Here is a 26,505-nt window from a genome sequence, read left to right as displayed (position 1 = left end):
CTTCTGTTATGATGGCGCCATTCTCAAAAGAGCGAACGGAGCCCCATGAATATTGGTTTGTTTTACGGCTCGACCACCTGCTACACCGAGATCGCAGCCGAAAAAATTCGCGAGCAGCTCGGTGCCGAGCTGGTCGACCTGCATAATATCAGGGATGTGCCCCTGGCGCGTGCCCAAGACTACCCCATTCTTATTCTTGGTATTTCCACCTGGGATTTTGGCGAGTTGCAGGAAGACTGGGAATCCCACTGGGACGATATCGACACCCTAAATCTCGAAGGCCATGTGGTCGCGCTGTTCGGCATGGGCGATCAGCTGGGTTACGGCGAGTGGTTTCAGGACGCATTGGGCATGCTGCACGACAAGGTGGTGGCCCGGGGCGCCAGCGTGGTGGGCTACTGGCCCAATCAGGGCTACGAGTTTGAAGCCTCAAAAGCGCTGACCGAGGACGGCAAATACTTCGTGGGGCTGTCACTGGACGAAGCCAACCAGTATGACGATACCGACCCCCGCATTGAAACCTGGGTGGCGCAGATCCTGGATGAGATCGCCGCGCTCTAGCATTCCCGGGTTGGCCTGCCCATGGCTACTGTCCCAACCCAGAAAAGCGGCTCAAGGCCGCTTTTCTACTCAGAACGTTACCTTTTACGCTTGAGGCACCAGACTGCGGGATACCTCAAGGTAGGCTTCTCCCCTGTCCCGGACCACCCCGGGCTGGTTGCTTTCGGAAGCGACATGCACGGCTTCCAGCGTGTCCGCCAGCGCCGTGGTTTCCTCGTTAATTCTGGCCAGGGCGTTTTCCAGGGTATAGGTCAGCTGGTGCACCTCACTCAGGGCTTGCGGCGTCAGTTCGCCTGCCAGCAGTTCGGCCAGCCTGGCGTTGTAATCCGTAAAGTTGCTGACCGCCTGGGTCAGGGTCTCGGCAGGCTCGCCCTTGTAGTGAGACGGGCGGGTATCGGCCTGAACATGGCATGCCAGCAGCAGGGGCAGGCTGGTCAGCAACAGGCGGGAGCGCATTTTCATCATGATTTCCTCATATCAGGGGTAATGGTTCGGGTGAACCGCTAACGGCGATAATTATTATCATTTACACTGAGAGTGATAATTGATATCGATCAAGCTAACCCCTTTACCCGCGCTTTCCCGGTAACCGCACAATAAAAAGGGCGGCCTGTGGCCGCCCTGAAATAGCGTTATACATCACCTCAGGCCGTGGCCGGCTGCGCCATTTTGCCGGCCGCCAGGCCAATGACGGCGGCAATGGCGGTGGGCAGGGTCCAGGCCATGCCCACACCGAACAGGGGCAAAAAGTCCAGCAGGCTCATGTCGAGGCCGGCGGCCTGCATGCCGTCAAGCAGGCCAAAGAAGAAGGCCACGCTCATGATCAGGCGAAAGGCAAACACGGGTGCGCGCATCAGCGGCTGCAGATAGGTGGCCACCACCAGGGCAATGGCCACCGGATACAGCGCCACCAGAATGGGCACCGACACGCTGATCAGGGTATTCAGGCCCACGTTGGCCACCAGCATGCAGGCGGTGGCAATGCCCACCACCCAGGCTTTATAGCTGCCCTTGCCGGTCAGGTTGTGAAAGTAATCGGCACAGGACGACACCAGTCCCACTGCCGTGGTCAGGCAGGCCAGGGTCACGATGGCCGACAAAATCCACAGGCCGGGCTCACCGAACAACGACAGCACATAGGCGCTGATGATCTCGCCGCCGTTGCTGGCTCCTATCACCACGCCCTGACTGGTACCGCCAAGAACGAACAGGGAAATATACACAAAACCCAGGCCGGCGGCGGCAATCAGCGCCGCGGCCATCAGGTAGCGGGACTGGGCGCGGGTCTCGGTTACGCCCTTCTTGCGCAGCACATCCAGGATCAGCATGGCGAACAGCAAGGACGCAAAGGTGTCCATGGTGTTGTAGCCCTCGATAAAGCCCTTCACGAACGGCTGGGCCAGGTAGGCCTCGGTGACCGGCGGCTGAGTCCCTTGAGGATTAACGAACACGGCGATGGCCAGGGCCACCAGCAGGATCAGCAGCAGCGGCGTCAGCAGCTTGCCCACCGCTTCCAGCAACCGACCCTGGCTCAGGGACAACAACAGCGCCACGCCAAAGAATCCAAGGGTATACAGGGTCAGTGCGCCCTGCCCCGGGTTCTCGAGAAACGGCTTCACGCCCATTTCATAGGCCACCAGGCCGGTACGGGGGGCGGCAAAGGCCGGGCCGATAATAATGAAAATGGCACTGCCCATGATGGTGATCACCACGGCCGGCAGGTAGCGTCCCATTACCGGCAGGCCGCCGCCGGCCAGGGCCGCGGCCACCAGGCCGGCCAGGGGCAGGCCCACCGCCGTGGTCAGAAAGCCGAACATGGCGCTGGTGAGGTGCTCACCAGCGAGAAACCCGGCCAGCGGGGGGAAGATGATGTTCCCGGCCCCCAGAAAGAAGGCGAATGTCATGAATCCGAGACCCATGACATCAAAAGTGGACAATGGCTTTTTCAAGACAAACCTCGTGGCGGCAACGCGCATTATGAAAGTTTCGTTCGGAAACTAACGAAATAAACAAGACGATGCGCTGCCATTGGCGGTTTGTAAAATACTATAAACTGACAGCGCGCGAGCTGAGCAGTAGCATAATGATGTGAAAATTATCTTCAATACGAAATTTACATCTTAAGATAGAAAGGCGACACCAGACCTTTGTATATATCGCCATACTCGCCAGATGCAGTATTAATGACGATTTCTCCTTTGATTACACAGTTATTGATCCTGCCAAAGCGCAGCAAAAAACGACCCGGATTTTTACCTTCCCGCGTCACAACATTCTGCTGCTCCAGCAAATGCATGCCGTTTGAGTCCGCATGAAGCAGCGCTTCCTCATGGGCCTGCCAGGGCAGTACCAGACAAATCTGCCCGTTTTCGCTCAGCAGCCGGGCACAATGAGCAAACAATTCCGCCAGGCTCAGGCTGCCGCCGTGGCGGGCACTGGCCCGGGCGGCACAGTTAAAGGTTTGCCCCGGCGCAAAATAGGGCGGGTTGGACACAATCAACTCAAAGGGGGCGGCCTCAAATTGCTGCAGGGCGCCCTGCACCACCTTCACCCGCTGCGGCCAGGGCGAGGCGGCCACGTTATCGGCGGCCTGCCCCGCCGCCGCCGGGTCCAGCTCCAAACCGGTAATGTGCACATTATCGCCGCCGCGCTGGGCCAGCATCAGCGCCACCAGGCCGGTGCCGGTGCCCACATCGAGTATGCGCCGCGCCTGGCCCAAGGCTGCCCAGGCCCCGAGCAAAATGCCGTCGGTGCCCACTTTCATGGCACAGCGGTCGTGATGAATATGAAATTGCTTGAGGGTAAAACCGTTGCCGGCCATGGTGATCCCGAGAGTATTTTGGTGGAAGTTCGCCTATAATACTCGGCCATTTTGGCTGACGGAATTGAACATGAGCAGTATGACCTTTGAGCAACTGGAGCTGGACCCCATTCTGGTTCGCGCTCTGGCCCGCATGGGCTATGCCAGACCCACCACCATTCAGAGCCAGGTCATACCCGAAGCCATGAGCGGCCGGGACATTATGGCCTCGGCACCCACAGGCACCGGCAAGACCGCCGCCTTTCTGCTGCCGGTGTGCCAGCATCTGCTGGACTTTCCCCGTCGACAGGCCGGCCCGGCCCGGGTACTGGTGCTGACCCCGACCCGGGAGCTGGCCAAGCAGATTGCCGACGACGCCAAGGCCCTGCTCAAAGACACCGGCCTGCGAGTGGAAACCATCACCGGTGGCGTGCATGCCGACAAGCACCTGCCGGCCCTGACCAAGACCACCGACATAGTGGTGGCCACCCCCGGCCGGCTGCTGCAATACATCGACGAAGAGTCGTTTGACAGTCGCGACATCGAAATGCTGATCCTCGATGAAGCGGACCGCATGCTCGACATGGGCTTTATTCAGGACGTGGACCGCATTGCCGCCGAGGCCCGCTGGCGCCGCCAGACCATGCTGTTTTCCGCCACCCTGGAAGGCCGGGGCCTGATGAAATTTGCCGCCGAGATCCTCAAGGAGCCGGTGGAGCTGTCTGCCGAGCCGCCCCGCAGCGAGCGCAAGAAGATCAACCAGTGGCTGCACCTGGCCGATGACCCCGAGCACAAGTTCGCCCTGTTGCTGCACCTGCTGCGCCAGTCCGACGTGACCCGCAGCATCGTGTTTGTCAAAACCCGGGACCGGCTGATGGAGCTGGCCAGCCGGCTGCAGCAGGAAGGACTGGACAACGCCTGGCTGCGCGGCGAAATGGATCAGGACAAGCGCTTTGAGGCCCTGCGCCGCTTTCGCAACGGCAAGGTCAACATTCTGGTGGCCACCGACGTGGCCGCCCGGGGCATCGACCTGCCCGAGGTCAGCCATGTGATCAACTACGACATGCCGCGCACTGCCGATGTCTATGTGCACCGCATCGGCCGCACCGGCCGCGCCGGCCGCAAGGGCATTGCCATCAGTCTGGTGGAAGCCCACGACATGGCTATGGTGGTCAAGGTAGAGCGTTACACCGATCAGAAGCTCAAGCGCCGGGTAATCGACGAGCTGCGTCCCAAACACAAGGAAGCGGCGGTCACGGTGCGCAAGAAGAAAGAATCCGACGGCAAGGGCAAAAAGGCTGCCCAGCCCAAGAAAAAAGCCCGTCTGCGTGACAAGAAGGCCAAGGGCCAGCCGCGCTGGCTGAAGGAAAAACCAGGCCGGGAAGACTAAGCGCTCGCCTTGAAAAGGCTATGCTGAAAAGCAGGCCCATCAAGGACGAGACCATGAAACCCCGTCAGGACAAGGAGCGGCGCCGGCGAGAGCGCCGCATTATTATCGACCGGCGCGCCTCGGTGCGCTGGGAGCCCGCCAACCCCGACCGGCGCCGGAACGAAGGCCGCCGCAGCAACGACTTTCACCCTGAATGGCAATAGCCATCACGCGGCAATAAAAAACCGGCCTCGAGGGCCGGTCAAAACAAAAGAGAGAGTCAAAAAAGGGAATTGCTGAAACTCAGTAGACACATCCTTATAGAGCCATGCTGTCCGCTAAAGGTTCCCGCCGATTTTCACTTTTTTCAGGAATCCTGCTCTTCGCGCCGAAACACCAGCTCGGTGGCGGTGGACTCGCTATCAACAAAGTAATAGCCGGCGGTATCAAAGGCGGTGAGCTGGCTCACCTCGGTCAGCCGGTTTTCAATGATGTAGCGGGCCATCATGCCCCGCGCCTTTTTGGCGTAGAAGCTGATGATCTTGTACTGGCCGTTCTTGGCGTCCTTGAACACAGGCGTCACTATCTGGCCTTCGAGCTGCTTTGGCTTCACCGCCTTGAAGTACTCGTTGGAGGCCAGATTCACCAGCACATTGTCGCCCTGCTCTGCCATGGCCCGGTTCAGAGTGTCGGTGATGATATTGCCCCAGAAGGCATAGAGATCCTTGCCTCTGGCATTGTCGAGCTTTGTACCCATTTCCAGCCGGTAGGGCTGCATCAGATCCAATGGCCGCAGCACCCCATACAGGCCCGAGAGCATGCGCAGGTGCGTCTGCGCAAAGGCAAAATCGTCTGCGCTCAGAGTTTCAGCGTCCAGGCCGGTATACACATCGCCCTTGAACGCCAGCAGTGCCTGCTTGGCATTGGCGGGGGTGAATTCCGGCTGCCAGTCGGCAAAACGGGCGGCGTTCAGGCCGGCCAGCTTGTCGCTGATCTTCATCAGCTTGCCAATCTCCGCCGGGCTCAGTTCACGGGCCCGCTCAATCAGCTCGGCCGAGTGTTCCAGCAACTCGGGGCGGGTGTAATCGGCGATCACCGGCGGCGTGTCGTAGTCCAGGGTCTTGGCGGGAGACACCACTATCAGCATACGGTCCTCAGGATTCGATGGTTACGTTGTCGAACAGGCCGGAGTCGAGCCCGCCGCCGTCCTGCAGCTTGATCATCAGCCGCAGATCGTTGGGGGAGTCGGCATAGGCCAGGGCTTCGGTGTAGCCTATATGCTGGCGCGTATAGAGGTCAAACAGCGCCTGATCAAAGGTTTGCATACCCGCCTCGCGGGACTTGCCCATGATTTCCTTGAGCCGGTGCATGTCGCCCTGACGGATCACGTCGGCGACGATGGGCGTGTTGAGCAATATCTCAAAGGCACCCCGGCGCTGGTTGCCGTCCCGGGTGGGGATCAGTTGCTGGGCCACAATGGCCTTGAGGTTGAACGACAGGTCAAACAACAGCTGGCGGTGCTTGTTTTCGGGCACCAGGTGCATGATGCGGTCAATGGCCTGGTTGGCGTTGTTGGCATGCAAAGTAGCCATGCACAAATGCCCGGTCTCGGCGAACGAAAGGGCGTAGCCCATGGTTTCCTCGGAGCGGATTTCCCCGATCAGAATCACGTCCGGGGCCTGGCGCAGCGAGCTTTTCAGGGCGGCATCGAAGGATTCGGTGTCGATGCCCACTTCCCGCTGGGTAATGATCGACTGATCGTGCTGGTGCACGAATTCCACCGGATCCTCAATGGTGAGAATATGGCCGCCGGCATGGCGGTTGCGGTGGCCGATCATGGCCGCCTGAGTGGTGGACTTGCCGGTGCCAGTGCCGCCCACAAACAGCACCAGCCCTCGCTTGGCCATGCCCACTTCGCGCAGCACCTCGGGCAGGTACAGCTCCTCAAAGGTGGGAATACGGCTTTCGATGCGACGCAGCACCATGCCCGCCTTGTCCTGCTGCCAGAAGGCGCTGACCCGAAAGCGGCCGTGCTCGTCGTCGTGAATGGCGAAGTTGGCCTCTTTTTCACGGTGGTAGCGCTCCCGGCACTCGTCGGTCATGCAGGACTCCACCAGCGCCAGCGCCTCGCCCTCGCTCAGCGGATGGTCACCGATGGGCACCAGTTTGCCCTGGGTCTTGATGGTGGGTGCCACGCCCACCGAAATGTACATGTCCGAGGCCTTTTGCTCGCACATGCGGCCCAATAATGAAGCCAGCTCCATTACGCTCTCCGTTTACTGATACTGAAAACCATACCGTCATGATGCCGCATTCAGCCTGGCCGCCATCATGACGAAGGTCATGAAACCCGTGTTCGCCCGCCCATACAAGGCCGGCCTCAGATGCTCTGGGGATCCACCGCCTTGGTACGGGCGTCGGCGGGGGACACCTGACCGCTGGCCACCAGCCGCTTGAGGGACTGATCCATGGTCTGCATGCCGTGGGCCATGCCGGTCTGGATCACCGAATACATCTGCGCCACCTTGTCTTCCCGGATCAGGTTACGAATGGCCGGGGTACCCAGCATGATCTCGTGGGCCGCCACCCGGCCGCCGCTGATCTTCTTCAGCAGGTTCTGGGAGATCACCGCCTTCAGCGATTCCGACAGCATGGAGCGCACCATGTCCTTTTCGGCGCCGGGAAACACATCGATGATACGGTCAATGGTCTTGGCCGCCGACGAGGTGTGCAGGGTGCCAAACACCAGATGGCCGGTTTCGGCGGCGGTAAGCGCCAGCCGAATGGTTTCCAGATCCCTGAGTTCCCCCACCAGAATGATATCGGGGTCTTCCCGCAGGGCCGAACGCAGGGCATGGCTGAAGGAGTGGGTGTCTCGGTGCACTTCCCGCTGGTTGACCAGGCATTTCTTGTTGTCGTGCACGAATTCAATGGGATCTTCGATGGTCAGAATGTGCTTGTTGAAGTTGTCGTTGATGTGGTTGACCATGGCCGCCAGAGTGGTGGACTTGCCCGAGCCGGTAGGGCCGGTGACCAGCACCAGGCCGCGGGAATATTCGGCAATGCGCTCAAAGATCTCCGGACCGCCCAGCTGATCCAGGGTCCAGACCTCGCTCGGGATCACCCGGAACACCGCCGCCGCGCCCCGGGCCTGGTGATAGGCATTCACACGAAACCGTGCCAGCCCCGGCAGCTCAAAGGAGAAATCGACTTCAAAGTTTTCTTCCAGCTCCTTGCGCTGACGATCGTTCATGATGTCGTACACCAGCCGGTGTACTTCCCGGTGATCCAACACCGGCAGGTTGATCTTGCGGACCTCGCCGTCTACCCGCAACAGCGGCTGCACGCCGGCAGAGAGGTGCAGATCGGAGGCATTATGCTTTACACTGAACGCCAGTAATTCCGTAATATCCATATTATTCCCCGTCGCTTGAGCCTGAATCGAATTTATTCATATGAGTACTATCGCACAGCATTTGCAAGACGTTCACGCCCGCATGGCCGATGCCGCCACCGAGGCCGGCCGTGATCCCCAAGATATCACCCTGCTGGCGGTCAGCAAAACCAAACCCGCCGAGGATGTGGAAGCCGCCTTTGCCGCCGGTCAGCGCTGGTTTGGCGAGAACTATGTGCAGGAAGCGGTGGATAAAATCACCACCCTGAAAAAGCGCTGCCCCGACATTGTCTGGCACCTTATCGGCCCGCTGCAATCCAACAAGAGCCGGCTGGTGGCGGAGCATTTTGACTGGGTGCAAACCGTGGACCGGCTGAAGATCGCCCTGCGCCTCAACGACCAGCGTCCGCCCCATATGCGCCCGCTCAATATCTGCCTGCAGGTCAATGTCAGCGGCGAAGCCAGCAAGTCGGGCCTCTCCCCCGCCGAGGCCGAGGCCCTGGCCGAGCAGGTGGCCGGCCTGCCCCACCTGTGCCTGCGCGGTCTGATGACAATACCGGAGGCAACCGACAATTCCGACACCCTGCGGGCACAATTACTAGAGTTGAAACACCTCTTTGATAGAATGCAGAAAAAACACCCCCAGCTGGACACCCTGTCGATGGGGATGAGCAACGATCTGGAACTGGCAGTGGCCTGTGGCTCCACCCTGGTACGGGTGGGCACTGCCATCTTCGGCTCCCGCAACCCTTGAGTGATCATTGATGGAACACAGAAAACTCGCCTTTATCGGCGCGGGTAACATGTCGCGCAGCCTGATTTCCGGGCTGATCCAGTCCGGCTACCCGGCCGACTGCATCACCGCCGCCAACCCGTCCCGGCCCAAGCTGGACGCCCTGGCCGCCGACTTCGGCATTCGTACCACCCAGAACAACCTCGAGGCCGCCACCTGGGCCGACACAGTGGTGCTGGCGGTCAAACCCCAGATGATGGCCGCCATGCTGAGCGAGCTGCTGGCCGCCGGCGCCGACCTCGGCGGCAAGCTGCTGGTGTCCATTGCCGCCGGCATTTCCGTGGCTCGTCTGGAAGAAATGGCCGGTGGCCACACCCGCATTGTACGCACCATGCCCAATACCCCGTCCCTGCTGGGCCTGGGCATGACCGGCCTTTATGCCAGGCCCCATGTGGCCCAGGGTGACCGCGACTACTGCCAGCATATGATGGAAGCCGTGGGCAAGGCCCTGTGGGTAGCGGAAGAAGACGGCATCAATCAGGTGATCGCCGCCGCCGGCAGTGCGCCCGCCTATTTTTTCCTGTTTATGGACGCCATGGCCAAACGGGCCGAGCAAAGCGGCTTTAGCGCCGATGAGGCCCGCCTGCTGGTACAGCAGACCGCCCTGGGGGCCGCCAACATGGTGGCCGCCAACCCGCAGTTGTCGCTCACCGAGCTGCGCCAGCAGGTCACCTCAAAAGGCGGCACCACCGCCGAGGCCATTCGCAGCTTTAACGACAACGGCCTCGACCGCCTGGTGGCGGACGCCATGGCCGCTGCCGTGGCCCGGGCCCGGGAACTGGAAAGCCAGCTTTAAGGACGCACCATGAATACCGCTTATTACCTGATCAACACCGTTTTCGACCTCTACCTCATGGTGGTGCTGCTGCGCATCTGGCTGCAGCTGGTCAGGGCCGACTTCTACAACCCCTTCAGCCAGTTTGTGGTCAAGGCCACCAACCCGGTGCTCAAGCCCCTGCGCCGGATGGTGCCCGGTTTCTTTGGCATCGACATGGCGGCGGTGCTGCTGGCGCTGATCGTGGCCACGGTCAAGCTGGCCCTGTTCAAAACCATGAACCTGCTCTATGCCGACTGGAGCATAGTGCTGCTGGTGGGACTGATCACCGTGCTGAAAAAGGCCGGCGCCATGCTGTTCTGGATTTTGATCATTCGTGCCCTGCTGAGCTGGATAAGCCAGGGCCGCAGCCAGATTGAATATGTGATGTATCAGCTCACCGAACCCCTGCTGGCACCGCTGCGCCGCATTATTCCGCCCATGGGCGGGCTGGATCTGAGCATACTGGTGGCCTTTATCGCGCTGCAGGCCCTGAACTGGCTGATGGGCGACCTGTTTGGCCCGTTGTGGTGGCAGCTGTAACGCCGGCGGTGCGGCTGCATGAACACCGGCTGCACCTCAGTCTTTATCTGCAACCCCGATCCAGCCGGGATGCCTTTCTCGGTCTGCACGGCGACGAGCTCAAGGTCGCCATTACCGCCCCGCCGGTAGACGGCAAGGCCAATGCCCACCTGCTGAAATGGCTGGCCAAGCAATGCGGCGTGGCCAAATCCCGGGTGGAGCTGGTGGCCGGCGACAGCAGTCGCCACAAGCGGGTGGTGATCGACCATCCGGGCCGAATTCCGCCGGCGCTGGCGGAACTCCTCGGCGAGGCGTCCTAAACTGATCAATAACTGCCACTGGTAATAAGGAACCGTTATGTTCAAAGCAATGATCACCGCACTGGCCCTGTTGTTCACCTTTCAGGCCTCGGCCGAGGAAACCCGCATCGGCGACTGGACGGTGCACTACAGCGCCTTTCCGTCCACTTTCCTGTCTCCCGACGTGGCCCGCAGCAATAACATTGAACGCAGCCGCTTTAACGGCCTGCTCAACATTGCCGTGCTCGACGCCGACGGCAAGTCGGTGCAGGTGGCCCTGAATGGAGAAGGCAAGAACCTGCTTGGCAATGTGCGCCAGCTGGAGTTTCAGACCATTCGCGAAGGGGACGCGATTTATTACATCGCCCAGTACCCCTACCGCAATGAAGACAACGTGCTGTTCACCATCGACATTCGTGGCCCCAGTCAGGGCGGTGAGCTGAGCTTTCGCCATACCTTCTATACCGAGTGAGGTGTCGAGGGTGAGGAGTGAGGAGACAAACCTCATTTTTACTCCTCACCCCTTTCCCCTCCCCCTCACTTATCCCGGTCACGGTGGTATCATGCCCGCTCGCGGTATTCCACAGGAGCGAAAGGTGACCCAACAAATCGTACTGGCCTCCGGCAACGCCAAAAAAGTTGCCGAACTGCAAACCCTGCTGGGCGGACTGGGCATGAGCGTGGTGCCGCAAACCGAGCTGGGCGTGACCGACGCCGAGGAAACCGGCACCACCTTTGTGGAGAACGCCATCATCAAGGCCCGCCACGCCGCCCAAGTGACCGGCCTGCCCGCCATTGCCGACGACTCCGGCCTGGCAGTGGACGCCCTCGACGGCCGCCCCGGGGTGTACTCCGCCCGTTTTGCCGGCCTGAATGCCAGCGACCAGCAAAACCTCGAGCTGCTGCTGAAGCAAATGCAGGACGTGCCCGCCGACGAGCGCCAGGCCACCTTCTGGTGTGTACTGGTGTATCTGCGCCACGCCGACGACCCCACGCCGCTGATCTGCACCGGCCGCTGGCAGGGCGAGATCACCACAGCCCCTCAGGGTGAACACGGCTTTGGGTACGATCCCGTGTTCCGGGTGCCGGAGACGGACAAAACCGCCGCCGAGCTGACCCCGGCCGAGAAAAACCGCCACAGCCACCGGGCCAGCGCCCTGCACCGGCTGCAGCAACTGCTGCGAGAAGAGATCTGATGCTGACGCTGCCACCGCTAAGCCTGTATGTGCATATTCCCTGGTGTGTGCAAAAGTGCCCCTACTGCGACTTTAATTCCCACGCCCTGAAGGAAGGCATTCCCGAACGGGAATACGTCGACGCCCTGCTGCAGGATCTGGACGCTGACCTGCACTTCGCTCAGGGGCGGCGGCTGCACAGCATCTTTATCGGCGGCGGCACCCCCAGCCTGCTGAGCCCGGACGCCATCGGCCGGCTGCTGGCCGGCGTGCGGGAACGCCTGCCCTTTGAGGACGGCATCGAAATCACCCTGGAAGCCAACCCGGGCACGGTGGAAGCGGGCCGCTTTGGCGGCTTTCGCCAGGCCGGCGTTAACCGCATTTCCATTGGCGTGCAGAGCTTTCAGGCCGACAAGCTGGAACGCCTGGGCCGCATTCACGACCCCGAGCAGGCCCGCTTTGCCGCAAAAGAAGCCGCCAGCGTGGGGCTCAGCAGCTTTAACGTCGATCTGATGCACGGACTGCCCGAGCAGGCGTTGGAAGACGCCCTGTTTGATCTCGAGCAGGCGCTGGCGCTGGCGCCCCCCCATTTATCCTGGTACCAGCTCACCATCGAGCCCAACACCCCGTTCGCCTCGCGTCCGCCGGCGCTGCCGGAAGACGACACCCTGGCGGAGATTTACGAGCGCGGCCACGAACTGCTGCTGGCCCACGGCTATGAGCAATATGAAGTGTCCGCCTACGCTCGCCCCGGTTTTGAAGCCAGACACAACCTCAACTACTGGCGCTTTGGCGACTACCTGGGCATTGGCTGCGGCGCCCACGGCAAGGTCACCCTGCCGCCGCAGGGGCGCATTCTGCGCACCGTCAAGGTAAAGCATCCGCGGGGCTACCTGGAGCCGGAGCGGCCCTATCTGGATCAGCACTGGCACATAGCCGCGCAGGATCTGTCGCTGGAATATTTCATGAACCGGCTGCGACTGTTCGAGCCCATTCCCAAGGCCGACTTTACCGCCCTCACCGGCCAGTCCATGGAACGGCTGCGTACCCCGCTGGCCGAGGCTTACCGGCTGGAGCTGCTTGAAGATACCGGCACCCACTGGCGAGTCACGCCCCTGGGCCGGCGTTTTCTTAACCGTTTGCTCGATTTGTTTCTTGAGGAGTGAAGCAGGTACACTTGCCCCATTATCGCCTCGACTCACAGGCCAAGCGTGTTATGTCATCACTGGTTTACGAATTTCCCCTCAATGAAAAATGCCGCAACTACCTGCGGTTGAGCGAGCTGCTAAAACAGATTGAACAGTGCCGAGGGCTGAACGCCCCCGGTCAGGCTACCGCCCTGTTCAAGGCCCTGCTCGACGCCCTGGAGCTGCTGGAACGCTGTGATCTGCGCACCGATCTGGCCAAGGATCTGGAGCAACAGAACAACAAGCTGGAAGCCTGGGCGCAGGTGCCCGGAGTAGACGCCGCCGCCCTCAAGCAGTTTTCCCAGAAACTCGAGTCCATCAGCCAGCAGCTGCCCCGCAGCGCCCGCCTGGGCCAGACCCTGCGGGAAGACAAGCTGCTCTCGGCGGTGCGCAGCCGTTTTGCCATTCCCGGCGGTCTTTGCCCCTTTGATGTGCCTCAGTTGCATCACTGGCTGAACCAGCCGGCGGAGCGGCAACAGCAGGATCTTGACGCCTGGGTGGAACAGCTCAGCCTGCTGCAACAGGGCCTGACCCTGCTGCTGACCCTGTGGCGGGAAAGCAGCCAGTTTCATCCGCAGCGGGCCAACGCCGGCTTTTTTCAGGACAGCGCCGAACAGACCGACATGATTCGGCTGCGGCTGCCCAGCGATCAGCCGGTATACCCGGTCGTGAGCGGCAACAAGTACCGTTTTACCATTCGTTTTATGCCGGTGGGCAACACCGACATCGGCAACATCGACTTTGAACTGGCGAATATAAAATGAGCAAAATCAGCACAGTCCCCTGCCCCACCTGTGGCGCGTCCGTGGAATGGGGCGAGCAAAGTCCCTTTCGCCCCTTTTGCAGCAAGCGCTGCCAGCTGATCGATCTGGGTGAATGGGCCGACGAAGAAAAACGCATTCCCGGCGAGCCCGCCTGGCTGCCGGAGCAGGACGGTGAAAATGAATACTGAAGTGAAAAAATCCGTGCTGGTGGCGGTGGGCGTGATTGAGAATGCCGCCGGCGAGATTTTTGTCTGCCGTCGCGGCGAAAGCCAGCACCAGGCCTTTAAGTGGGAGTTTCCCGGCGGCAAGGTAGAAGCCGGCGAAACCGTGCCCCAGGCCCTGTCCCGGGAGCTGGAAGAAGAAATCGGTATTCAGGTCAGCCTGTGCGCGCCCTTTATGCGCATTGAACATGACTATGGCGACAAGCAAGTGATCCTCGACATTCGCAAGGTCACCGCCTTTACCGGCGAGCCCCACGGCCGCGAAGGCCAGCCCAGCCGCTGGGTGCCCATTGCCGAGCTGCACACTTACGAGTTTCCTGCCGCCAACAGCCCGATTGTGGAGAAGCTGCAGAAATTGTAGGCCGTGATTTAACCGCGGCGAAATAAAAAACCGGGCTGCACAGGCCCGGTTTTTACTTTCCACTTCACGCCGCCGTCAGGCTTCAATTTCCAGACTGTCTACCCGTTGCAGGCCTCTTGGCAGCAAGGCGCCGCGGCGGCCGCGTTCGCCCTGGTAGTGGGCCAGATCGGCCGGCTTCAGGGTCAGCTTTCGCTTGCCGGCGTGCAGGGTGACGCTGGCGCCTTCGGGCACCACCGCCAGCTGCTTGATGAAGTCTTCCCGGGCCTGCACCTTGGCGCCGGTAATGCCAATCAGCTTGTTGCCCTTGCCCTTGGCCAGCATGGGCAAATCTTTAAGCGGGAACAGCAGCATGCGCCCCTCGTTGGTGACCACCAGGCACAGCTCACTGTCCACCTGTGACACCGGCACCGGCTTGAGCACTTCGCCGCCGGCGGGCACGGTGAGCAGGGCCTTACCGTTCTTGTTGCGGCTGACCATATCGCCGTAGCGGCAGACAAAGCCATAACCGGCGTCGGACGCCAGCAGGTACAGCCGCTCGTCGTCACCGGTGAGCACAAAACGCGCCTGCTCCCCCGGACTCAGGCTGCAACGACCGGTGAGCGGCTCGCCCTGGCCCCGGGCCGAGGGCAGGCTGTGAGCATCCAGACCGTAGGCCCGGCCGCTGCTGGCCAGGAACACCGCCATCTGGTTGCTGCGCCCGGGAGCCGCATCGAGAAAGCCATCGCCGGCCTTGTAACTGAGTGAGGCGCCGTCCACCTCATGGCCCTTGGCGGAGCGGATCCAGCCTTTTTCCGACAGCACGATAGTGACCGGCTCGCTCGGTACCAGCTCTTTTTCACTCAAAGCTTTGGCCTCTTCCCGCACGACCAGGGGCGAGCGGCGATCGTCGCCGTACTTCTCGGCATCGGCCAGGATCTCTTTCTTGAGCAGAGTGCTGAGGCGGCGCTCGGACCCGAGGATCTGTGCCAGCTTGTCGCGCTCGGCGGCCAGCTCGTCCTGCTCGCCGCGAATTTTCATTTCTTCCAGCTTGGCCAGGTGACGCAGTTTCAGCTCGAGAATGGCCTCGGCCTGGGTGTCGGTGAGGCCAAAGCGTTCCATCAGTACCGGCTTGGGCTCGTCCTCACTGCGAATGATCTCTATCACCTCGTCGATATTGAGGAAGGCGATCAGCAGGCCGGCAAGAATGTGCAGCCGGGCCTCGACCTTGTCGAGCCGGTATTGCAGCCGGTTGCGAACCGTCTCGCGACGGAATTGCAGCCACTCGGACAGAATGCGGTCCAGCGTCTTCACCTGAGGCCGGTTGTCCAGCCCCAGCATGTTGAGGTTGACCCGGTAGTTCTTTTCCAGATCCGTGCTGGCGAACAGGTGCTGCATCAGCTGCTCCACGTCCACCCGGTTGGAGCGGGGAATGATCACCAGCCGGGTCGGGTTTTCGTGATCCGACTCGTCCCGCAGATCCGCCACCATGGGCAGCTTCTTGGCCTGCATCTGGCCGGCGATCTGCTCCAGGATCTTGGCGCCGCTGGCCTGGTGCGGCAGCGCGGTGATGACGATGTCGCCCTGCTCCTGGTGATACACGGCGCGCATTTTGATGCTGCCCTTGCCGGTTTCGTAAATCTTCTGAATATCGGCCCTGGGGGTGATGATCTCGGCCTGGGTCGGGTAATCGGGACCGGCCACATGGTCCATCAGCTCGCTCACCGTGGCCTTGGGGTGGTCCAGCAAATGCACGCAGGCGTTGGCCAGCTCCCGGGCATTGTGGGGCGGAATGTCGGTGGCCATGCCCACGGCAATGCCGGTAACGCCGTTCAGCAGTATGTGCGGCAGCCGGGCCGGCAGCATGCGCGGCTCCTTCATGGTGCCGTCGAAGTTCGGGATCCACTCCACCGTACCCTGGCCGAGTTCGCTCAGCAGCAGCTCGGAAAAGCGCGACAGCCGGGCCTCGGTATACCGCATGGCGGCGAAGGATTTGGGATCGTCCGGTGCGCCCCAGTTGCCCTGACCGTCCACCAGCGGATAGCGATAGGAGAAGGGCTGGGCCATCAGCACCATGGCCTCGTAACAGGCGGAGTCGCCGTGAGGGTGATACTTACCCAGCACGTCGCCCACGGTACGGGCCGATTTCTTGTGCTTGGACAGGGCCGACAGTCCCAGCTCGCTCATGGCATAAATAATGCGGCGCTGTACCGGCTTGAGGCCGTCGCCGATATGCGGCAGGGCCCGATCCATGATCACGTACATGGAGTAGTTGAGATAGGCCTGCTCGGTAAAGGTGTGCAGCGGCAGGCGCTCCACCCCTTCCATGGTAAAGTCTTGATTGCTCATTGTATTGTTATCCTCAGGCCAGGGGGTCGACCATGTTGCCCTTGGTTTCCAGCCATTCACGGCGGTCGCCGGCGCGTTTCTTGGCCAGCAGCATGTCCATCAGCTTTTCGGTGGCCTCACTATCGTCCACGGTCAGCTGCACCAGACGGCGGGTATTGGGATCCAGGGTGGTTTCCCGCAGCTGCTTGGGGTTCATCTCACCCAGGCCCTTGAAGCGGGTCACCTGCACCTTGCCCTTTTTCTTCTCGGCCTTGATGCGCTCCAGCACGCCATCCCGTTCGTCTTCATCCAGGGCATAGAACACTTCCTTGCCCACATCGATGCGGTACAGCGGCGGCATGGCCACAAACACATGCCCCGCTGCCACCAGATGGCGAAAATGGCGTACAAACAGGGCGCACAGCAGGGTGGCGATATGCAGGCCATCGGAGTCGGCGTCGGCGAGAATACAGATCTTGCCGTAGCGCAGGCCGGAGAGATCGTCGGAATCCGGATCCAGGCCGATGGCCACCGAGATGTCGTGCACTTCCTGGGACGCCAGCACCTGGCCGGACTCCACCTCCCAGGTGTTCAGGATCTTGCCGCGCAGGGGCATGATGGCTTGAAATTCCCGGTCCCGGGCCTGCTTGGCACTGCCACCGGCGGAGTCCCCTTCCACCAGAAACAGCTCGCCCTGCAGCGGATCGGAGCAGGCGCAGTCGGTGAGCTTGCCGGGCAACGCCGGACCCTGCGTGACCTTTTTGCGCACCACCTTTTTGGCCTGACGCAGCCGGCGCTGGGCGCTGCTGATGCACAGCTCGGCCAGTTGCTCGGCCAGCTCGATATGCTGGTTCAGCCACAGGCTGAAGGCGTCTTTCACTACCCCGGAGACAAAGGCAGCGCACTGACGGGACGACAGCCGCTCCTTGGTCTGGCCGGCAAACTGGGGATCCTGGATTTTTACCGAGAGAATGTAGGCGCAGCGCTCCCAGATGTCGTCCGGGGTCAGCTTGACGCCCCGGGGCAGCAGGTTGCGGAACTCGCAGAACTCACGCATGGCATCGAGCAGGCCCTGACGCAGGCCGTTTACGTGGGTGCCGCCCTGGGCGGTGGGGATCAGGTTGACGTAGCTTTCGCCCAGGGTTTCTCCCCCTTCCGGCAGCCAGCACAGGGCCCAGTCCGCCGCCGAATGCTCGGCGGAGAAGCTGCCGGTAAAGGGGGCTTCCGGCAGGCAGGGATAGTCCTTGACCGCTTCCACCAGATAGTCTTTAAGGCCGTCTTCATAACACCATTCAAGGGTTTCGTTATTGGCCTTGTCGTCAAAGCGAATGGTGAGCCCCGGGCACAGCACCGCCTTGGCCCTGAGCAGGTGCTTGAGCCGGGTGGCGGAGAAACGGGGCGAGTCAAAATAGCTGCCATCGGGCCAGAACCGTACCCGGGTGCCGGTGTTGCGCTGGCCGCAGGTGCCGGTAACGGCAAGCTCGCTCACCTTGTTGCCGTTTTCAAAGGCCATTTCATGCACCTGGCCGGCCCGGCGCACGGTCACGTCTACCCGGGTGCTGAGGGCGTTGACCACGGAAATGCCCACCCCGTGCAGACCACCGGAGAACTGGTAGTTCTTGCCGGAGAACTTGCCGCCGGCGTGCAGCTTGCTGAAGATCAGCTCCACCCCGGAGATGCCCTCTTCCGGGTGAATGTCCACCGGCATGCCGCGGCCGTCGTCGATCACCTCGAGGGACTGATCCTCGTGCAGTATCACCTCCACCTTGCGGGCGTGGCCGGCCAGGGCTTCGTCCACACTGTTGTCGATGACTTCCTGGCCAAGGTGGTTGGGGCGCGCGGTGTCGGTATACATGCCGGGGCGGCGACGTACCGGCTCCAGGCCGTTGAGTACCTCAATGGCGTCCGCAGTATATTGACTCGATGTCATGTTGACCTTCGGTAATCTGGGGTTATTGCCGGATCTTACTACTCGAAGCCCATTGCGGGAAGAAGGAAGCAAAACAGCCGGAAGCCGGAAATAATATCGTTTGCAGGCCAGTGCACTGCCGTCGGCCAAAGCGCACAGCTTCGCCGGCACGCCGTAAACCCATCCATGGGGCTCCATTGCGCCATCCATGGCGCAAAGGGCACGGCGAAGCAGACACCCTTTGCCCTCCTAAGGACACTCGGCGCTGGCTATCAGCTTACAGGCAACGCCGGTGTTGCCCGAAGCAGCAGTGGGGATTACCGAAGCCGACCGGCAAATGTCATGGATGACATTTGCCGAGCGTCCCACGGATGGGCTCGAAGCGTGTCGGCGGAGTGTAACCGCGCTGCTGCTTCGCTTTGTAACGGGCCAGACAGACGATATGCGTTCCCACGCGGAGCGTGGGAACAAGAGCGGATTACAGTTGCAGAAACCGGATGATCTGGGCGCAGTAGTGCTGAAAGCCGATAAAGGAGTGGTCGCCGCCCTTCTGAATGCAGACCCGGGCGAAGCGGTAGTAATCGAGGGCTTCCCGGTAGTCGAGCACTTCGTCGTCCTGCTGCTGCAGCAGCCAGATGCGGTCGAGGCAGGTCGGCTCATTGACTCTGAGCTCGGCCAGCTCGGCCATGTGCTGCCCGGTGAGGGTATAGCGCTCATGGGTGTAGGGGTTGACCTGCTCGCCCAGCCAGTCATTGAGCAACACATGGGGGTTCACCGCCGGATTCACCACCACGGCGCGTACACCGTACTGCTCCGCCACCCGGGTGGACCAGAAGCCGCCGAGGGATGAGCCCACTACCCCGAAAGGGGTGTTCAGTTGGTCACAAATGGACGCAATCTGGGCCCAGGCCGCCGCCGGGGTCGCCGCCAGCTGCGGGCACACCAGTTCGATGTCGGGCCGGTACTGCTGCAGATGCTCGCGCATCAGCCGGGCCTTGATGGAGTTGGGAGACGAATTAAAGCCGTGCAGGTAAAGCAGGGTCGCCATGGTTAATATCCTCTGGCGCTGAAGTCGGGCACAAAGGCATCCGGCGGCAGCCGCCACACCCGGGTACTGAGCCGCCCGTCGGGGTACAGCGACAGCTGGCGCCAGCCCGGGGCGGTGTGATCCAGGGCAAACTCGTCAGACAGCGGCTTGAACTGAATGCAGGTAGAAGGGCTCGCCAGATAACGAATGCCGTCCTGGACCTGGTCAAAGCCCTGGTGAACATGACCGCACAGCACCACTTTGCTGCCCCGGTGGCGCGCCAGCCGGGTCTGGAGTGCCTCGGGATTGCGCAGGTTGTGCTGATCCAGCCAGGCACAGCCCACCAGCACCGTCTGATGATGCACCGCCACCAGCAGGTGATGATTGGGGTAGGTGTCGATGGCTTCGTCCAGCAATGCCAGCTGCTGCTCACTCAGCCGGCCATAGGTATGGCCGCGGGCCTGGGTGTCGAGCAGCAGTACCTGCCAGTGCTCGCCCAGCAGGTGCTTGCCCTGGCTGATGCCGGCGCTGTCCAGTTCCTCCTGCATCAGCGGGGCTTCATCGTGGTTGCCGGGCAGCCAGAACACCGGCGGCGCCAGCTCGGCCATCATGGTCACAAAATGACGATAAGACTCTGCGCTCTGATCCTGGGACAGATCCCCGGTAGCCAGAATGGCGTCGCACCCGGTCAGCTCTTCTTTCATGGCGTCCACCACCGCCCGGCAGCTGTGCCAGGAAGGCACACCCAGCAAGTCGCCGTCTTTATCGGCGAACAAATGAGTGTCGGTGATCTGGGTAAGCTCAAGAATACCGTTGCCGGCATGGGTGCCAAGGGGAACTGTGGAAAGCGTCATTGCCTCGCTCAAAGCTGTTTGACCGTGCTGAATCCGTGTTGCAGGCAACATCTCAGCCATTCGGCGAGAAAGAAGTTAACCTGTTCCTTTTCGTTACGGTGGTGCATGTTTTTGTTGGGATAATCATAACTTGGCTGCAGGGTGGAAATCTGCTGACTGGCACACACTTCGGCCATTCTCACGTCATGATAGAGCCGAACCCGCACTTTCATGCGCATAAACACCGGCAATCCGGGGGTGCACTGTTCAATGGACACATGCCAGGTATAGGGTGCCGTTTCCAGCACCCTTAACACAAACAGCACTCGCTCGCTGATGCCCACCGACAGGCTCTCGCCGACCGCTGCTTCGCCGGGCAGCAGCTTCATCAGCGCCATGTAATTGGTGTCGCAGGTACGCTGCAACCCCTTGAGATCCGGCACATGCTTGCGACCGGTAACGGAAACCAAACTCTCCTCCTTGGACGTGCCGAGTGTGTCAATACCGCTCACACCCTACTCCCACAGTCCAGACTCCAGGTTAAGCGCCAGCCACTGCAACGCAATCACGCTGGCGGCGTTATCTATTTTACCATCGGCCAGCCATTGCATCGCCTGTTTACGGGGCAGCCGGTGTACGCGAATGTCTTCCCCTTCATCGGTCAGCCCCGCGTGAGTCGCTGCCTGACTGGCATCCACCTCGCCCACAAAGACGGTAATGCGCTCGCTGCAACCGCCGGGACTGGAAAAATAGCCCAGCGCCCGGGTCAGGCGCCCCAGGGTCAGGCCCGCTTCTTCCTCGGCTTCCCGCCGTACCACGGCTTCTTCCGTTTCGCCGGGCTCAACGATGCCGGCCACAATTTCCAGCAGCCAGGGGCTGGCATGGTGATGAATGGCACCCACACGGAACTGCTCCACCAGCACCACTTCGTCGCGCACCGGATCATAGGGCAGTACCGCCGCCGCATGGCCCCGGTCAAACAACTCCCGAGTCAGTTCCGGGCCCCAACCGCCGGCAAACAGCCGGTGGCGCAGGCGCACTTTCAGCAACCGGAAAAAACCCTTGTAGCCGGTTTCCTCGGCCACTATCTGCATATCCCGGCGCCCAAAACGGGCGTCCTTATTGTTGCTCATGCTCGCTCCTTGCTTGACATTCCGGTGGCAAAATCTAGACTGAGCCCCTAAATGAATGAACGTTCATTCTCTTGCAATACCTTGCTCACGGTACACCGGTTACTCACTCAGCCGGCCGGCCCGCCAACCAGGGCTCATGTTACCGTTATACTGAACAGACGAAAACCGACTGCCTGCTTGGGCACGGCGATCATGGCATCATCCGTTATACAAGGCCAACCCATGAAAAAAACACTGTTGTCGACCCTGGTACTCCTGTGCGCTGCAGGCCAGGTCCAGGCCGAAAACCTGCTCGACGTCTATCAGCAGGCCACCCAAAACGATCCTCAGGTGCGGGAAGCCAAGGCCCGCCGCGACGCCGCCTTTGAAAAAATCAATGAATCCCGCGCGCCCCTGCTACCTCAGGTGAATCTGGGGGCCGGCGCTACCTACACCGAGAGCAACCAGACCGATTCCACGATCACCAATGCCGGTGTCAACCTGAGCCAGGCACTGTATCGCAAGTCGAGCTGGGTTAACCTCGACATCACCGAAAAGCAGGCGGCCCAGAGTGACGTGAGCTACAAGCGGGAGCAACAGGCCCTGATCGTGCGCGCCACCCAGGCTTATTTCAATGTGCTCAACGCCGAAGACGCCTTAAGCTTTGTGCAGGCCAATAAAGAAGCGGTCAGCCGCCAGCTGGAGCAGACCAAACAGCGCTTTGAAGTGGGCCTGAGTGCCATGACCGACGTGCACGAGGCCCAGGCCCAGTTTGATCAGGCCCTGGCCGATGAAATTCTGGCCCGCAACGCCCTCGACAACAGCAAGGAGGCCCTGCGCGAGCTCACCGGCATGACCTATGAGCAACTGGCTCCGCTCAATACCGACAGCTTCAGCCCAGAGGCATCGGCCCTGCGTGCCGACGGCTGGCTGAAAATCGCCCTGGAGCAAAACCTCGAGCTGCACGGCCAGCGCATTGCCAAAGACATTGCCAGTGAGCAGATCAGTCTGGCACAGGCCGGCCATCACCCCACCCTGGATCTGAACGCCGGCCTGAACAGCCGCCGCACCGATTTCAGTGGCTCCTCCACCGGCATCAGCAACGCTCGCGACAATACCCTGAGCGAAGGCAGCATTGGCGTGGACTTTAAACTGCCGCTCTATTCCGGCGGTGCCACATCTTCACAGGTAACCCAGGCCCGCTACAACTATGTGGCAGCCAGTGAAGTGCTGGAAAAAACCTTTCGCTCGGTGCAGAGCAGCGTCTATTCCTCCTACAACGACGTGACCGGTGCCCTTGGCTCCATTCGTGCCTTTGAACAGCTGGTGGTATCGGCACAAAGCGCCCTCAGCGCCACCGAGGCCGGCTACGAGGTGGGCACCCGTACCATCGTCGACGTGCTCAATGCCACCCGTCAGCTTTACAATGCCCGGCAGCAGTTGTCATCCGCCCGTTACAACTACATCGTCAGCCAGTTGCAGCTCAAGCAGGCCGCCGGCAACCTCACCGAGCAGGATCTGGCCGATATCAATAACGGGCTGCAACGGTAACATTGAACGCAAGTTGTAAAACGTGAGACATCAGGGAAGGCATGGGCCTTCCCTGAATTTACCAAAAAAGGAATTCATGTGGTGAAAATCATTCTGGGTATCGCCCTGGTGGCGCTGGTGGTGCTGTTTATCTATCGCTCTCAGGGCAACAAGCAGGCGGCGGCCGAAAACATCGCAGCGGGCGACGCCTTTCTTGCCGAAAACAAGCAACAGGAAGGGGTGCAGACCACGGCTTCCGGCCTGCAATACCTGGTGCTGCAACCAGGCACCGGCACGGTACACCCCAGGACCAGCGACAAGGTCACCGTGCACTACCATGGCACCCTGCTCGACGGCACCGTCTTCGACAGCTCGGTGAATCGCGGCGAGACCATTCAGTTTGGCCTGAAGCAGGTGATCAAGGGCTGGACCGAAGGCCTGCAGCTGATGGTGGAAGGCGAGAAAACCCGCTTTTTCATTCCCGCCGAACTGGCCTACGGCAACCGCGCCGTGGGTACCATTCCGCCGGGTTCCGTGCTGATCTTTGATGTGGAACTGTTCAAGATCAACTGATTATCAGTGCCATAAAAAATGCCGGCTTGAAAGCCGGCATTTTTATTTATTGTTGCACCTTCAGCGGGTGCGAATGGCCTCGATGATGGCGGTGGTGGAGCAGCCGTCCTCAAAGTTAAGCACGGTGACCTCGCCGCCGTTGGCGGTCACTTCCTCAAAGCCGGCGATATCTTCCGGCTTGTAGTCGCCGCCCTTGACCAGAATGTCAGGCAGCACGCCGGCGATCAGCCGCTGGGGCGTGTCTTCGGCAAAGGGCACCACCCAGTCCACCGCGCCCAAGGCCGCCAGCACCGCCATGCGGCGATCCACGGTATTCACCGGCCGGCCGTCGCCCTTGAGCGCCCGCACCGATTCGTCGGTATTCACCGCCACGATCAGCCGGTCGCCCAGCTTGCGGGCATTGTTGAGGTAGGACACATGGCCGGCGTGCAGAATGTCGAAACAACCGTTGGTCATCACGATTTTCTCGCCCCGGCGACGGGCCGCATCCACTACAAATTTCAGCTGCTGCTCGCTCATGACCCCCATGCCCGACTCGGGGCCGCCATACAGGGCATTGGCCAGCTCGATGGCGGATACGGTGGAGGTACCCAGCTTGCCGACGACGATACCGGCGGCCACGTTGGCCAGGGCGCAGGCTTCTTCCAGCGCCAGGCCGGCGGCCAGGCTGGTGGCCAGGGTGGCGATGACGGTGTCGCCGGCACCGGTCACGTCATAGACCTCATGGGCCCGGGCCGGCAGGTGCAGTTCGTCTTCTTCCCGGCGGATCAGGGTCATGCCGTGCTCGGAGCGGGTCACCAGCAGCGCCTGCAGTTCAAAGCGCTCCACCAGCTCCCGGCCCCGGGCCACCAGCTCCTGCTCGTCCTTCACCTTGCCCACCACGGCTTCGAACTCGCTCATGTTGGGGGTCAGCAGGGTGGCGCCGCGGTATTTTTCAAACTCGGTGCCCTTGGGATCCACCAGCACCGGCACACCGGCCTGATTGGCGGCCCGGATCAGCTCCTGTACCCGGGCCAGAGCCCCCTTGGCGTAGTCGGACAGCACCACCACACCGGCGTCGGCGAGGGACGCCTGAGTACGCTCGCTCAGGGGCGCCGCGTCGTCGGCGTTAAAGCCGTCCTCAAAGTCGAGCCGCAGCAGCTGCTGGTTACGGCTCATCACCCTGAGCTTGGTAATGGTGGGGTGCGTGGCGTGGCGCACAAAGTCACAGTCCACGCCCACCGCCTGCATGCGCTCCTGCAGGGCATTGGCGGCCTCATCGTTGCCGGTCAGGCCCAGCAGGCGCGCGCCGGCGCCCAGGGCGGCAGCGTTCAGCGCCACGTTGGCGGCGCCGCCCGGGCGTTCTTCGTTGTGCTCAACCTTGACCACAGGCACCGGGGCCTCGGGCGAGATGCGTCCGGTTGGGCCCGACCAGTAACGGTCCAGCATCACATCCCCGACCACCAGCACCCTGGCGCCATCAAATTCCGGCAGCTTGATCTTCATAGGTTCCGACTCTTTGACACATGGAAAGGCCGAATAATATCACAGCCTGACGGGCTTGAGTGTGCATGGGTGGCCATTGGCGCCCGAGTTATTTAGAATCCGCCCATTCACCTTTAATGGCGTTGTCACATGCAAAACCAACGGCTTCCTTCCTTTCGCGCAGCCCTGCTGCACCCGCGCTTCTGGCCCGCCTGGCTGGGGCTGAGCCTGCTCTGGCTGCTGGTGACCCTGTTGCCCTGGCGTGCCCAGATGGCACTGGGCCGGGCCCTGGGCCGGCTGTCGATGAGGCTGCTGAAGTCGAGAGTGAAAGTGGCCCGGCGCAACCTGGATCTGGCCCTGCCGGAGCGGGAAAAAAGCGAGCGCGAGCGGCTGCTGAAGGCCAACTTTGAAAGCGTGGGCTGCGCCATTTTCGAAACCGGCATGGCCTGGTTCTGGCCGCACTGGCGCATGCGCGCCCTCACCACTATGGAAGGCACCGAGCACGTGGACGCCGCCGTGCAAAACGGCCAGGGCATGCTGCTGCTGTCGGCGCACTTTCTTACCCTGGAGCTAAATGCACGCCAGTTCGGTCTGTACCGCCCCGGTGTGGGGGTTTATCGCCCCAACACCAATCCGGTGCTGGAATACGCCCAGGTGCACGGCCGCTGCCGCTCCAACAAATATCTGGTGGACCGGCTCGACATCAAGGGCATGCTCAGGGCCCTGCGCGCCGGCGATGCCCTCTGGTACGCGCCGGATCACGATTACGGCCGCCACGCCAGCGTGTTTGTGCCCTTCTTCGCCGTCGACAAGGCCGCCACCATTACCGGCACCGCCACCCTGGCGCGGGTAAAAAACACCGTTACCCTGCCCTGCTTTACCCTGCGTGAAAAGAATGGCTACCGGCTGATTATTCAGGCGCCATTGGAGAACTTTCCCGTCGGTGACGACGAGGCCGACGCCATTACCGGCAACCGGGTGATCGAGGCTGCCATTCGCCGCGCCCCGGAGCAGTACATGTGGCTACACCGCCGGTTCAAGACATTGCCAGAAAAGGATATGCCTTCAAGGTACTGAGCATATGGGGGACTGGGGATTAGGGACTGGGGACTGGTAATCAGGTCTCGAGTTTCCGTTTGATGCTGCGCTGCAAACCGTTAAGCAAGCGAAATGTGTGGTCCAGCTGCCGAAAGACATCATGAGTTTCCGGCAGCAGGCCAAGCATACACGCGATCTCCATCTGAGTATCGAGCTCATTCAGCGAGCCTCTGGCAATGCTCAGGAAATGAGCGTATTCACGGGTACTCGCTCTGGCCACACCTTCGGCAATGTTCGAAGGCACTGAAATGGCGGCTCTGCGCATCTGGGACGTGAGACCAAACAACTCGGCCCGGGGAAATGACGCCGAGACCTCATAAGTCAGCTTGACCAGCAGCATGGATTCACGCCAGACATCCAGTCGCTTGTGCGTCTTCATATTTGCCCTCCAGTCC

The 26,505-nt window shown here is 61.2% G+C and carries 30 protein-coding genes; 16 read left to right on the top strand and 14 right to left on the bottom strand.

Annotation, left to right across the window (positions count from 1 at the left end):
- The first annotated feature begins 45 nt into the window (after positions 1–45).
- On the top strand, positions 46–561 hold the full coding sequence (gene fldB, locus Q9290_RS07480; protein ID WP_306079013.1) for a flavodoxin FldB: 516 nt from the start codon (positions 46–48) through the stop codon (positions 559–561).
- 84 nt (positions 562–645) lie between these two features.
- On the opposite strand, the gene Q9290_RS07475 is transcribed toward fldB, so the two are convergent.
- From Q9290_RS07475 to Q9290_RS07465, 3 genes are all read right to left on the bottom strand, one after another.
- Positions 646–1,026 (bottom strand): DUF6746 family protein, encoded by a 381-nt coding sequence (locus Q9290_RS07475; protein WP_306079012.1) that lies wholly within the window; start codon positions 1,024–1,026, stop codon positions 646–648.
- 179 nt (positions 1,027–1,205) lie between these two features.
- The gene (brnQ, locus tag Q9290_RS07470; RefSeq protein ID WP_306079166.1) at positions 1,206–2,480 is read right to left on the bottom strand and encodes a branched-chain amino acid transport system II carrier protein; all 1,275 of its coding nucleotides are present in this window, start codon (positions 2,478–2,480) and stop codon (positions 1,206–1,208) included.
- Positions 2,481–2,674: 194 nt separating this feature from the next.
- Positions 2,675–3,382 (bottom strand): tRNA1(Val) (adenine(37)-N6)-methyltransferase, encoded by a 708-nt coding sequence (locus Q9290_RS07465; RefSeq protein ID WP_306079011.1) that lies wholly within the window; start codon positions 3,380–3,382, stop codon positions 2,675–2,677.
- A 70-nt stretch (positions 3,383–3,452) separates the two neighbouring features.
- On the opposite strand from Q9290_RS07465, the gene srmB reads away from it, so the two are divergent.
- Both srmB and Q9290_RS07455 read left to right on the top strand, forming a co-directional pair.
- The gene (srmB, locus tag Q9290_RS07460; RefSeq protein ID WP_306079010.1) at positions 3,453–4,751 is read left to right on the top strand and encodes an ATP-dependent RNA helicase SrmB; all 1,299 of its coding nucleotides are present in this window, start codon (positions 3,453–3,455) and stop codon (positions 4,749–4,751) included.
- 53 nt (positions 4,752–4,804) lie between these two features.
- Positions 4,805–4,954: a hypothetical protein gene (locus Q9290_RS07455; RefSeq protein WP_306079009.1), complete on the top strand. Its 150-nt coding sequence runs from the start codon at positions 4,805–4,807 to the stop codon at positions 4,952–4,954.
- A 143-nt stretch (positions 4,955–5,097) separates the two neighbouring features.
- Here the strand turns inward: Q9290_RS07455 and yaaA are convergent, their stop codons facing one another.
- The 3 genes from yaaA to Q9290_RS07440 all read right to left on the bottom strand — a co-directional run bounded on the left by yaaA (position 5,098) and on the right by Q9290_RS07440 (position 8,145).
- Positions 5,098–5,877, bottom strand: coding sequence for a peroxide stress protein YaaA (gene yaaA, locus Q9290_RS07450; protein ID WP_306079008.1), 780 nt, complete (start codon positions 5,875–5,877; stop codon positions 5,098–5,100).
- 7 nt (positions 5,878–5,884) lie between these two features.
- Entirely contained in the window at positions 5,885–6,994 is a 1,110-nt protein-coding gene (locus tag Q9290_RS07445) for a PilT/PilU family type 4a pilus ATPase (protein WP_306079007.1), read from the bottom strand.
- 116 nt (positions 6,995–7,110) lie between these two features.
- Complete coding sequence (locus Q9290_RS07440) at positions 7,111–8,145, bottom strand: type IV pilus twitching motility protein PilT (RefSeq protein WP_306079006.1); 1,035 nt, start codon at positions 8,143–8,145, stop codon at positions 7,111–7,113.
- Positions 8,146–8,185: 40 nt separating this feature from the next.
- On the opposite strand from Q9290_RS07440, the gene Q9290_RS07435 reads away from it, so the two are divergent.
- The 10 genes from Q9290_RS07435 (at position 8,186) to mutT (ending at position 14,260) form a co-directional block, all read left to right on the top strand.
- Positions 8,186–8,878: a YggS family pyridoxal phosphate-dependent enzyme gene (locus Q9290_RS07435; RefSeq protein ID WP_306079005.1), complete on the top strand. Its 693-nt coding sequence runs from the start codon at positions 8,186–8,188 to the stop codon at positions 8,876–8,878.
- A 10-nt stretch (positions 8,879–8,888) separates the two neighbouring features.
- Positions 8,889–9,713: a pyrroline-5-carboxylate reductase gene (proC, locus tag Q9290_RS07430; RefSeq protein ID WP_306079004.1), complete on the top strand. Its 825-nt coding sequence runs from the start codon at positions 8,889–8,891 to the stop codon at positions 9,711–9,713.
- A 9-nt stretch (positions 9,714–9,722) separates the two neighbouring features.
- Complete coding sequence (locus Q9290_RS07425; protein ID WP_306079003.1) at positions 9,723–10,274, top strand: YggT family protein; 552 nt, start codon at positions 9,723–9,725, stop codon at positions 10,272–10,274.
- Complete coding sequence (locus tag Q9290_RS07420; RefSeq protein WP_306079002.1) at positions 10,262–10,573, top strand: DUF167 family protein; 312 nt, start codon at positions 10,262–10,264, stop codon at positions 10,571–10,573. Before Q9290_RS07425 ends, Q9290_RS07420 begins: the two co-directional genes overlap by 13 nt.
- 37 nt (positions 10,574–10,610) lie before the next feature.
- Positions 10,611–11,024: a DUF4426 domain-containing protein gene (locus Q9290_RS07415; protein ID WP_306079001.1), complete on the top strand. Its 414-nt coding sequence runs from the start codon at positions 10,611–10,613 to the stop codon at positions 11,022–11,024.
- Positions 11,025–11,148: 124 nt separating this feature from the next.
- Positions 11,149–11,748, top strand: coding sequence for an RdgB/HAM1 family non-canonical purine NTP pyrophosphatase (gene rdgB, locus Q9290_RS07410; RefSeq protein ID WP_306079000.1), 600 nt, complete (start codon positions 11,149–11,151; stop codon positions 11,746–11,748).
- A complete protein-coding gene (gene hemW / locus Q9290_RS07405; RefSeq protein ID WP_306078999.1) occupies positions 11,748–12,893 on the top strand; it encodes a radical SAM family heme chaperone HemW in 1,146 nt (381 codons plus the stop codon). The genes rdgB and hemW overlap by 1 nt, the downstream gene beginning before the upstream one ends.
- A 50-nt stretch (positions 12,894–12,943) precedes the next feature.
- The gene (zapD, locus tag Q9290_RS07400) at positions 12,944–13,678 is read left to right on the top strand and encodes a cell division protein ZapD (RefSeq protein ID WP_306078998.1); all 735 of its coding nucleotides are present in this window, start codon (positions 12,944–12,946) and stop codon (positions 13,676–13,678) included.
- Positions 13,675–13,866, top strand: coding sequence for a DNA gyrase inhibitor YacG (gene yacG, locus Q9290_RS07395; RefSeq protein ID WP_306078997.1), 192 nt, complete (start codon positions 13,675–13,677; stop codon positions 13,864–13,866). Before zapD ends, yacG begins: the two co-directional genes overlap by 4 nt.
- The gene (mutT, locus tag Q9290_RS07390) at positions 13,856–14,260 is read left to right on the top strand and encodes an 8-oxo-dGTP diphosphatase MutT (protein WP_306078995.1); all 405 of its coding nucleotides are present in this window, start codon (positions 13,856–13,858) and stop codon (positions 14,258–14,260) included. Before yacG ends, mutT begins: the two co-directional genes overlap by 11 nt.
- Positions 14,261–14,335: 75 nt before the next feature.
- Here mutT and parC read toward each other — a convergent pair whose 3' ends face one another.
- From parC to nudF, 6 genes are all read right to left on the bottom strand, one after another.
- Positions 14,336–16,585, bottom strand: a complete 2,250-nt coding sequence (gene parC, locus Q9290_RS07385; RefSeq protein ID WP_306078994.1) for a DNA topoisomerase IV subunit A — start codon at positions 16,583–16,585, stop codon at positions 14,336–14,338.
- Between the two features lie 13 nt (positions 16,586–16,598).
- Positions 16,599–18,494 (bottom strand): DNA topoisomerase IV subunit B, encoded by a 1,896-nt coding sequence (gene parE, locus Q9290_RS07380; RefSeq protein WP_306078993.1) that lies wholly within the window; start codon positions 18,492–18,494, stop codon positions 16,599–16,601.
- A gap of 457 nt (positions 18,495–18,951) precedes the next feature.
- Entirely contained in the window at positions 18,952–19,521 is a 570-nt protein-coding gene (locus Q9290_RS07375) for a YqiA/YcfP family alpha/beta fold hydrolase (protein ID WP_306078992.1), read from the bottom strand.
- A 2-nt stretch (positions 19,522–19,523) separates the two neighbouring features.
- A complete protein-coding gene (cpdA, locus tag Q9290_RS07370; protein WP_306078991.1) occupies positions 19,524–20,354 on the bottom strand; it encodes a 3',5'-cyclic-AMP phosphodiesterase in 831 nt (276 codons plus the stop codon).
- An 8-nt stretch (positions 20,355–20,362) separates the two neighbouring features.
- Positions 20,363–20,803 (bottom strand): DUF1249 domain-containing protein, encoded by a 441-nt coding sequence (locus tag Q9290_RS07365; RefSeq protein WP_371930903.1) that lies wholly within the window; start codon positions 20,801–20,803, stop codon positions 20,363–20,365.
- 45 nt (positions 20,804–20,848) lie between these two features.
- A complete protein-coding gene (gene nudF / locus Q9290_RS07360) occupies positions 20,849–21,466 on the bottom strand; it encodes an ADP-ribose diphosphatase (protein ID WP_306078990.1) in 618 nt (205 codons plus the stop codon).
- A 222-nt stretch (positions 21,467–21,688) separates the two neighbouring features.
- On the opposite strand from nudF, the gene tolC reads away from it, so the two are divergent.
- Together tolC and Q9290_RS07350 are read left to right on the top strand one after the other, a co-directional pair.
- The gene (tolC, locus tag Q9290_RS07355) at positions 21,689–22,996 is read left to right on the top strand and encodes an outer membrane channel protein TolC (RefSeq protein WP_306078989.1); all 1,308 of its coding nucleotides are present in this window, start codon (positions 21,689–21,691) and stop codon (positions 22,994–22,996) included.
- Between the two features lie 81 nt (positions 22,997–23,077).
- Positions 23,078–23,548: an FKBP-type peptidyl-prolyl cis-trans isomerase gene (locus tag Q9290_RS07350; RefSeq protein WP_306079164.1), complete on the top strand. Its 471-nt coding sequence runs from the start codon at positions 23,078–23,080 to the stop codon at positions 23,546–23,548.
- Between the two features lie 60 nt (positions 23,549–23,608).
- On the opposite strand, the gene hldE is transcribed toward Q9290_RS07350, so the two are convergent.
- Entirely contained in the window at positions 23,609–25,033 is a 1,425-nt protein-coding gene (hldE, locus tag Q9290_RS07345; protein ID WP_306078988.1) for a bifunctional D-glycero-beta-D-manno-heptose-7-phosphate kinase/D-glycero-beta-D-manno-heptose 1-phosphate adenylyltransferase HldE, read from the bottom strand.
- A gap of 129 nt (positions 25,034–25,162) precedes the next feature.
- Here hldE and lpxL point away from each other — a divergent pair, with 129 nt between their 5' ends.
- The gene (gene lpxL, locus Q9290_RS07340; RefSeq protein ID WP_306078987.1) at positions 25,163–26,089 is read left to right on the top strand and encodes an LpxL/LpxP family Kdo(2)-lipid IV(A) lauroyl/palmitoleoyl acyltransferase; all 927 of its coding nucleotides are present in this window, start codon (positions 25,163–25,165) and stop codon (positions 26,087–26,089) included.
- Between the two features lie 40 nt (positions 26,090–26,129).
- Here the strand turns inward: lpxL and Q9290_RS07335 are convergent, their stop codons facing one another.
- The gene (locus Q9290_RS07335; protein ID WP_107851864.1) at positions 26,130–26,489 is read right to left on the bottom strand and encodes a four helix bundle protein; all 360 of its coding nucleotides are present in this window, start codon (positions 26,487–26,489) and stop codon (positions 26,130–26,132) included.
- Positions 26,490–26,505 lie beyond the last annotated feature (16 nt).

This window comes from Oceanimonas aquatica (genome assembly GCF_030732065.1).
GTDB lineage: Bacteria > Pseudomonadota > Gammaproteobacteria > Enterobacterales > Aeromonadaceae > Oceanimonas.
Note: the sequence above shows the minus strand (reverse complement) of the source record. Positions and strands in the feature narration are given on the sequence as shown.

Excerpts from the sequence above, each read along its gene's own strand:
- fldB (WP_306079013.1), top strand. The coding sequence starts at position 46 with ATGAATATTGGTTTGTTTTACGGCTCGACCACCTGCTACACCGAGATC.
- Q9290_RS07475 (WP_306079012.1), bottom strand. The coding sequence starts at position 1,026 with ATGATGAAAATGCGCTCCCGCCTGTTGCTGACCAGCCTGCCCCTGCTG.
- brnQ (WP_306079166.1), bottom strand. The coding sequence starts at position 2,480 with ATGGGTCTCGGATTCATGACATTCGCCTTCTTTCTGGGGGCCGGGAAC.
- Q9290_RS07465 (WP_306079011.1), bottom strand. The coding sequence starts at position 3,382 with ATGGCCGGCAACGGTTTTACCCTCAAGCAATTTCATATTCATCACGAC.
- srmB (WP_306079010.1), top strand. The coding sequence starts at position 3,453 with ATGAGCAGTATGACCTTTGAGCAACTGGAGCTGGACCCCATTCTGGTT.
- Q9290_RS07455 (WP_306079009.1), top strand. The coding sequence starts at position 4,805 with ATGAAACCCCGTCAGGACAAGGAGCGGCGCCGGCGAGAGCGCCGCATT.
- yaaA (WP_306079008.1), bottom strand. The coding sequence starts at position 5,877 with ATGCTGATAGTGGTGTCTCCCGCCAAGACCCTGGACTACGACACGCCG.
- Q9290_RS07445 (WP_306079007.1), bottom strand. The coding sequence starts at position 6,994 with ATGGAGCTGGCTTCATTATTGGGCCGCATGTGCGAGCAAAAGGCCTCG.
- Q9290_RS07440 (WP_306079006.1), bottom strand. The coding sequence starts at position 8,145 with ATGGATATTACGGAATTACTGGCGTTCAGTGTAAAGCATAATGCCTCC.
- Q9290_RS07435 (WP_306079005.1), top strand. The coding sequence starts at position 8,186 with ATGAGTACTATCGCACAGCATTTGCAAGACGTTCACGCCCGCATGGCC.
- proC (WP_306079004.1), top strand. The coding sequence starts at position 8,889 with ATGGAACACAGAAAACTCGCCTTTATCGGCGCGGGTAACATGTCGCGC.
- Q9290_RS07425 (WP_306079003.1), top strand. The coding sequence starts at position 9,723 with ATGAATACCGCTTATTACCTGATCAACACCGTTTTCGACCTCTACCTC.
- Q9290_RS07415 (WP_306079001.1), top strand. The coding sequence starts at position 10,611 with ATGTTCAAAGCAATGATCACCGCACTGGCCCTGTTGTTCACCTTTCAG.
- hemW (WP_306078999.1), top strand. The coding sequence starts at position 11,748 with ATGCTGACGCTGCCACCGCTAAGCCTGTATGTGCATATTCCCTGGTGT.
- zapD (WP_306078998.1), top strand. The coding sequence starts at position 12,944 with ATGTCATCACTGGTTTACGAATTTCCCCTCAATGAAAAATGCCGCAAC.
- yacG (WP_306078997.1), top strand. The coding sequence starts at position 13,675 with ATGAGCAAAATCAGCACAGTCCCCTGCCCCACCTGTGGCGCGTCCGTG.
- mutT (WP_306078995.1), top strand. The coding sequence starts at position 13,856 with ATGAATACTGAAGTGAAAAAATCCGTGCTGGTGGCGGTGGGCGTGATT.
- parC (WP_306078994.1), bottom strand. The coding sequence starts at position 16,585 with ATGAGCAATCAAGACTTTACCATGGAAGGGGTGGAGCGCCTGCCGCTG.
- parE (WP_306078993.1), bottom strand. The coding sequence starts at position 18,494 with ATGACATCGAGTCAATATACTGCGGACGCCATTGAGGTACTCAACGGC.
- Q9290_RS07375 (WP_306078992.1), bottom strand. The coding sequence starts at position 19,521 with ATGGCGACCCTGCTTTACCTGCACGGCTTTAATTCGTCTCCCAACTCC.
- cpdA (WP_306078991.1), bottom strand. The coding sequence starts at position 20,354 with ATGACGCTTTCCACAGTTCCCCTTGGCACCCATGCCGGCAACGGTATT.
- nudF (WP_306078990.1), bottom strand. The coding sequence starts at position 21,466 with ATGAGCAACAATAAGGACGCCCGTTTTGGGCGCCGGGATATGCAGATA.
- tolC (WP_306078989.1), top strand. The coding sequence starts at position 21,689 with ATGAAAAAAACACTGTTGTCGACCCTGGTACTCCTGTGCGCTGCAGGC.
- hldE (WP_306078988.1), bottom strand. The coding sequence starts at position 25,033 with ATGAAGATCAAGCTGCCGGAATTTGATGGCGCCAGGGTGCTGGTGGTC.
- lpxL (WP_306078987.1), top strand. The coding sequence starts at position 25,163 with ATGCAAAACCAACGGCTTCCTTCCTTTCGCGCAGCCCTGCTGCACCCG.
- Q9290_RS07335 (WP_107851864.1), bottom strand. The coding sequence starts at position 26,489 with ATGAAGACGCACAAGCGACTGGATGTCTGGCGTGAATCCATGCTGCTG.